Origin of the sequence: Paenibacillus sp. CF384 (genome assembly GCF_900106745.1) — a bacterium.
GTDB lineage: Bacteria > Bacillota > Bacilli > Paenibacillales > Paenibacillaceae > Paenibacillus_Z.
On record NZ_FNNV01000014.1, the window covers coordinates 205263 to 211429 of the forward strand.

Annotated in this window: 5 protein-coding genes; 1 reads left to right on the plus strand and 4 read right to left on the minus strand. The window is 52.0% G+C overall.

The features are described 5' to 3' along the window. Window positions 1-102: 102 nt before the first annotated feature. From BLW29_RS21730 to BLW29_RS21745, 4 genes are all read right to left on the minus strand, one after another. Window positions 103-1131 carry a molybdopterin-binding protein gene (locus BLW29_RS21730; RefSeq protein WP_090983510.1) on the minus strand — a complete coding sequence of 343 codons (1029 nt, stop codon included), beginning with the start codon at window positions 1129-1131 and terminating at the stop codon, window positions 103-105. Next, entirely contained in the window at window positions 1131-1625 is a 495-nt protein-coding gene (locus BLW29_RS21735) for a MogA/MoaB family molybdenum cofactor biosynthesis protein (protein WP_090983463.1), read from the minus strand. The genes BLW29_RS21730 and BLW29_RS21735 overlap by 1 nt, the downstream gene beginning before the upstream one ends. 138 nt (window positions 1626-1763) lie before the next feature. Then, the gene (gene moaC, locus BLW29_RS21740; protein WP_090983465.1) at window positions 1764-2231 is read right to left on the minus strand and encodes a cyclic pyranopterin monophosphate synthase MoaC; all 468 of its coding nucleotides are present in this window, start codon (window positions 2229-2231) and stop codon (window positions 1764-1766) included. Window positions 2232-2235: 4 nt separating this feature from the next. After that, window positions 2236-2859, minus strand: coding sequence for a 5-formyltetrahydrofolate cyclo-ligase (locus tag BLW29_RS21745; RefSeq protein ID WP_090983467.1), 624 nt, complete (start codon window positions 2857-2859; stop codon window positions 2236-2238). Between the two features lie 209 nt (window positions 2860-3068). Here BLW29_RS21745 and BLW29_RS21750 point away from each other — a divergent pair, with 209 nt between their 5' ends. Further along, the gene (locus BLW29_RS21750) at window positions 3069-5009 is read left to right on the plus strand and encodes an ABC-F family ATP-binding cassette domain-containing protein (protein WP_090983469.1); all 1941 of its coding nucleotides are present in this window, start codon (window positions 3069-3071) and stop codon (window positions 5007-5009) included. Window positions 5010-6167: the final 1158 nt, after the last annotated feature.

Sequence of the window (6167 nt, forward strand, 5' to 3'; positions counted from 1 at the left end):
GCAGCCTCCTTTAAATTACGAGTTGTACATACACGGAATTCCGCTCTTACAAGCAGAAAGGAATAATCGGCTTCGTCCGGGTACACCTCTCATTTCATAGGATTAGCAGCTGTTTAAACCGCCATAACCCATGGAGACAATGTCCTCTCTGGTGATGATATCGCCTGCCAAGATACGGGGCAATAACACGTTAAACGAAGTATAGGGATCATGCATGACGCAGCCTGGGAGTCCCATAATAGGAACGCCGTTCAAATAGCCCATAAGCAGCATCGATCCCGGAAGCATCGGTGTTCCGTAGCTGACAATCTCTGCACCGGACTCTGCAATAGCAGCAGGCGTACGGTCGTCGGGGTCCACTGACATCCCGCCAGTTACCACTATCATATCATAGGACTGCTGCAGCAAGTAGTGTATTTCCTTGACAATTATATGACGCTCGTCCGGTGCGAACCGCTGCTCCATTACTTCGGAACCCAGCTCCTCCACGATGCGTCTTACTGCTGGCCCGAATTTATCTTCAATGCGGCCTGAGAACACCTCGCCGCCTGTCGTTAGGAGCCCAATTCTAAACTTGCGCAGCGGCTTAAGACGCAGCGGCGACTGTCCTTCATGCTGCGCGCGATAGCTGCTGATCAGCTCTTCTACCGCCTGCACTTTCGACTCCGGCACAACGAGCGGAATGACGCGTGTCGCAGCCAGTTGACGGCCGGGCATGACGACTGCGTGTGTACGCAGTGTAGCCAGTGCGATTTCGCCCAAATCATTGATCGCGTGAACGATCGACGGATCAATCTCGGCAATAGCCGGCACATCGAGAGCAGACTTCACCGACACTTTACCTTCATGCGGCTCCGATAGCTGCAGCCCTTCGCCCTGAAGGGCTACTGCCATTCGCTTCGCCGCATCGTCTTCATGGAGTTCACCTTCGCCAAGCTCCATAATATAAATATGCTCCTTGCCTATATCAAGGAGCTTCGAAATGTCATTTTGTTCAATAACATGGCCTTTTTTGAACAATCTGCCTTTAAATTGCCCGGGAATAATCTGAGTCAAATCATGAGCAAGCCGCAAGCCGATCGCTTCGTGAACAGGCACTTCCTTCAGAATCGTTCCGTTCTTCGGCTTCATCATTCGTTGTGCTCCCCCATTCGACCCGAGAGAATATTGAGCGCGTGAGGCAGCTGGTCCATAATGGCCATCAGATTCTCATGCACGCCTTTGGGACTGCCGGGCAGATTGATAATGAGTGAGCGTCCGCGAATGCCGCACACACCGCGTGAAAGCATCGCACGCCGAGTACGCTGCATAGCTCCCATTCGCATGGCTTCCGCAAGTCCAGGCACGAAACGGTCGATGACCTTCATCGTGGCTTCCGGTGTCAAATCGCGCGGAGCAAGTCCGGTACCGCCTGTCGTAATAACGAGATCCGCTTGAAAGTAATCCGTCATTTCGATTAGAGCAGCCATTATTTCATCCTGTTCGTCAGGTACAATTCGGTAATCGACAATTTCGCCGCTAAGCTCCTCTTCCACCAGTTCCCGGATCACCTGTGCACTGGTATCTTCCCGCTCGCCGCGCGATCCTTTGTCGCTGGCTGTCAACAACGCCACTTTCCACCGCATGAGCTTCTCCCCCGTTCACATTTATGAAAAAGATATGCCATGTACAGCATGAATGTACAACATGAAATCTAAATGCCATTAACGATACCCGTTGAAGTACGATGCTGCTCGCGTTGTACTCGGGCAAAGTTTTACACTTTATCGCTTATAATCGCCGTTCTTGCCGCCGCTCTTCTCTGTCAGCATGGTTGGCCCGATCACCATATCCTTCTGCAGCGCCTTGCACATATCGTACACGGTCAGCGCAGCCGCTGAAACGGCCGTTAGAGCTTCCATTTCAACACCGGTTTTGCCGGTAGTCTTGACCGTTCCTTCTATGTATAGCTCATCCTTGCCATTATCTGCAAAAGCCAGATTAACACCGGTCAGCGGAAGCGGATGACACATCGGAATCCAGTTCGATGTATTCTTCGCCGCCATAATGCCAGCCACCTGCGCAACGGCCAGCACATCCCCCTTGCCGATTGTGCCCGCTTTAATGCGAGATAATGTATCCGGCGCCATCGTAACTGTCGTACGTGCGACAGCAATGCGGGAAGTGATCTCCTTATCGGACACATCCACCATCCGTGCGCGCCCTTGTTCATTGAAATGCGTCAAATCCACGCGCCTAGCGCCTCCTTGTTAGCCCATGTTCGGTAATGACTGCATCTACATAAGCATCGTGGTCATCCATAGGGATGCGAATTTCATCCTTCATCCACTGCGCCTCATACCCGAGCCCGATCCATTCGGGCATCGATCTGCCAGATGCTGCGGCCAGCCCTCTCATTAACTCATGAAACCGGTCATAATAACCGCCTCCATAACCTAATCGGCCGCCCCGCTTATCAAAAGCAAGTCCCGGTACAAACACAATGTCAGGGATAAAATCCGATTCGCAGCGCTGTGCAGCCTGAGGATCAGGTTCCTTGATGCCATAAGCGCCCGGCATAAGTTCATCCCAAGCCCTCAGCCGGTATAACTCCATGCCCCTGGTTGCTTGAATGCACCGCGGAACGACAACGTCAATTCCTTTGCGCCAGCACCACTCAATGAGCAGGGTAGGATCAAGCTCCGAGCGAAAAGAAACATACACCATTACGCTTCGGACCGCCTTGCCCGGTCTTGCCTGCAGCCATTCTACCACGCGCTGGCAGGCCGTGTCGGACCAAGCCAAGCGCAGCTGCTCAGGGTAGCCGTCACGTTTCTTAATCGCGGACAGCCGGGCTGTTTTCTTCTCCGATTGACTCATTCATGGTCACCGCTTTGCCTCTTATTGGCCGCAATGGCGTAAGTTTCAGTCATAGTTGTACTTAGTTTACCACTGTTGCCCAGATTTCGCCAATAAGACGAAGGCAACCCCTATCCGTGTCTAAAGGCGTGAACCTTGTCGCGTTATGCGGCTTTTTCATGTACACTTAAATGTATAGGAATTCAACTTATTTGGAGGTTTCACCTATCATGCTTCTTCAAGTATCCGATATATCCAAAAGCTACGGAGTAAGCAGTGTGCTCTCGTCCATCACCTTCCAAGTGCAGCCTCGTGAGCGGGTTGGGCTTGTCGGTGTCAACGGCGCAGGCAAATCGACGCTGCTTCGTATTATCGCCGGCGAGATGTCTGCCGATTCCGGCACCATCTATAAATCCAAAGAAACAACAATCGGCTATCTCGCGCAATCCAGCGGCCTGCAGTCGGATCAAACGATCGATGCAGAAATGCATGCTGTATTTGCTCATCTAATAGAAGCCGAGCAGGAGCTTCGCGCACTGGAACAGCAAATTGCCGATCCGAAGATGCACGAAGACGCCAAGCAATATGAAGTTGTGCTGAACCGGTATTCCGCGCTCTCCGAGTGGTTTCGCGAGAAGGGCGGCTTTGAGGTTGAAACGAAGATTCGCGGCATTTTGCACGGGATGGGCTTTGGTCAATTCCCTCCCGATACGATCATCTCGACGTTAAGCGGCGGGCAGAAGACGCGACTGGCACTTGCGCGTATTTTGCTGCAGTCCCCAGACCTCCTGATGCTCGATGAGCCTACGAACTATCTGGACATTGAAACGCTCACTTGGCTGGAGGATTACTTGCGCGGCTACGATGGCGGCATTCTGGTCGTCTCCCATGACCGGTATTTTCTCGATGCGGTCGTGCAGACGATCGTCGAAATTGAGCGCCACACGGCTAAACGCTACACCGGCAATTACTCCCGTTATATTGAAATCAAAGCAGCAGAATACGAAGCGCAAATGAAGCAATTCGACAAGCAGCAGGATGAAATCGCCAAACTGGAGGATTTTGTGCAGCGCAACATCGTGCGCGCCTCCACCACGAAGCGTGCCCAGAGCAGACGCAAAGCGCTGGAGAAAATGGACCGGCTCGACAAGCCGCTGGGAGACTTGAAGAAAGCGCATTTCTCCTTTGAAATTGAACGCCAAAGCGGCAATGACGTGCTGGATGTCCGTGATTTGTCGATTAAATTCCAAGAGAAATCCGACCCATTGTTCCAAAATGTATCATTCCGACTAGAGCGCGGCGAGAATGTTGCTCTTATCGGACCGAACGGGATCGGCAAATCGACATTGCTTAAATCGCTTGTCGGCCAGCAGCCGTATGAACAAGGCACGATCCGCTGGGGCACCAACATCAAGATCGGTTATTACGATCAAGAACACACCGGGCTGAACCATGCCAATACGGTACTTGAAGAGCTGTGGGGCACTTATCCTTCTATAGAAGAAGCGCGTATCCGCACCGTGCTTGGCAACTTCCTCTTCAGCGGCGACGACGTGAAGAAACGGATCAGTTCGTTAAGCGGCGGAGAACGGGCACGCGTCTCGTTGTCGAAGCTGATGCTGGCTCGCGCCAACATGCTCATTCTCGATGAGCCTACCAACCATTTGGACCTCTATAGCAAAGAGGTGCTGGAGTCCGCGCTTATGGATTACGATGGCACGCTGCTGTTCATCTCCCATGACCGGTACTTCCTTAACAAAATGGCGGAGCGGATTGTCGAACTGGAGCCGCAGGGGACACAGCATTTCCTGGGAAATTATGACGAAATGATCCAGAAAAAACGTGAAAACGATGAACTGCTGATGGAAACGCTGTCATTTTCGCAAGGAAAACAGGGAAAGGCTACAGCAGCGCCGGATCCGGCCCCTGTTTCCTCTTATGAAGCCGACAAACAAGCGAAGCGTGACGAACGAAATCGTCAACGTAAGCAAGAGCAATTGGAGAACGAAATCGCTCGTCTTGAAGGCGAAATTACGGCACTCGAGGAGCAGCTTGTAGACCCTGAAATCTACAATGATTATGTGCGCGTGCAGAGCATCCAAACGAACTTGGATGGACTCAAGGCACAGCTGCAGACCGTTTACGAGTCGTGGGAAGAGTTGTTGGCTTAACCTGTCGCGTTTAAGTAGAACCAATAATAGAAGCGAACCAAATCCGATCCGGACAGCACATCTGCTGTCCGGATTGTTTCATTTCAGCTGCCAATCGAGATGAGATGACGGCAGCTTTCCACGGCATATGAAATCGTATCGGCTGTAGTAGGAAACATTCTACGATTTCGACACAGTTGGGACAACTTCGCAATCTATCCCCCTTGTCCACAGACATATCCACAGCGCTGGATGAATTGTGCGGCAATTCTGGCACTATTAACGACGTAAAACAATAATAAATTTAACGTTTCTTTAACAATTCATTAAATGTGGATACAGACGGTGGCATTTTACCCACATTATTAACATTATCCACAGGCGGGCTGTGAAAAACTTATCCCGATTTTGTTCACATTGTAAATGCCCGATTTATGCGGGTTTCCCATGTTTATACACATTCCTTGCTGTTTTTGTGGGTAATGTTGGGGATAAGTTGTTTTGGAGCAATGTTGGGGCAGTCATCTGACTGCATTTCGCGCTATTGAACCGGATAGACCTTACTTGCTCGATAGTGGCAGTTACTCGGAGTTGTGATCTATGTTCTACGTTTATCTATCTATTTTATGCTGGTTGCGGGTTTTGTTTGTTGGTTGTGTGGTGCTCGGGGCGGGGTTGCGGGGGCGGGGTGCGCGGGGCGCGGTGCGCGGGGCGGGTTGGGGGGTGCGCGGGGCGCGGGGCGGAGTGCGCGGGGCGGGGTTGCGGGGGCGGGGTGCGCGGGGCGGGGTGCGCGGGGCGCGGGGCGCGGGGCGCGGGGCGGGGTGCGCGGGGCGCGGGGCGCGGGGCGGGGTGCGGGGCTGCGGGGGGTTGCGGGATTGTGGGATTGCGGGTAGCCTGCTGCTCCCGATTGTTGCATATTACGCAACATTTCAGGCCCATGGCGGTTAAGATGTTGAATTTGTTGCATTTTATGCAACATTTCACCTCCATTTAAGCCTTAGATGCCCATCTTCTAAGCAAATGTTGCATTTCGTGCAACATTTGTGGAATTACGAGGCTGATACGGAGAAATTGTTGCAGTTTGCTCCAAGGCCCCTTAATTAAACTGGAGTCCTCTCAGCCAATAATTTAAACTATTAGCTAAGGGGATGATCCGTTATGGGGAAGCATTTAGGACAA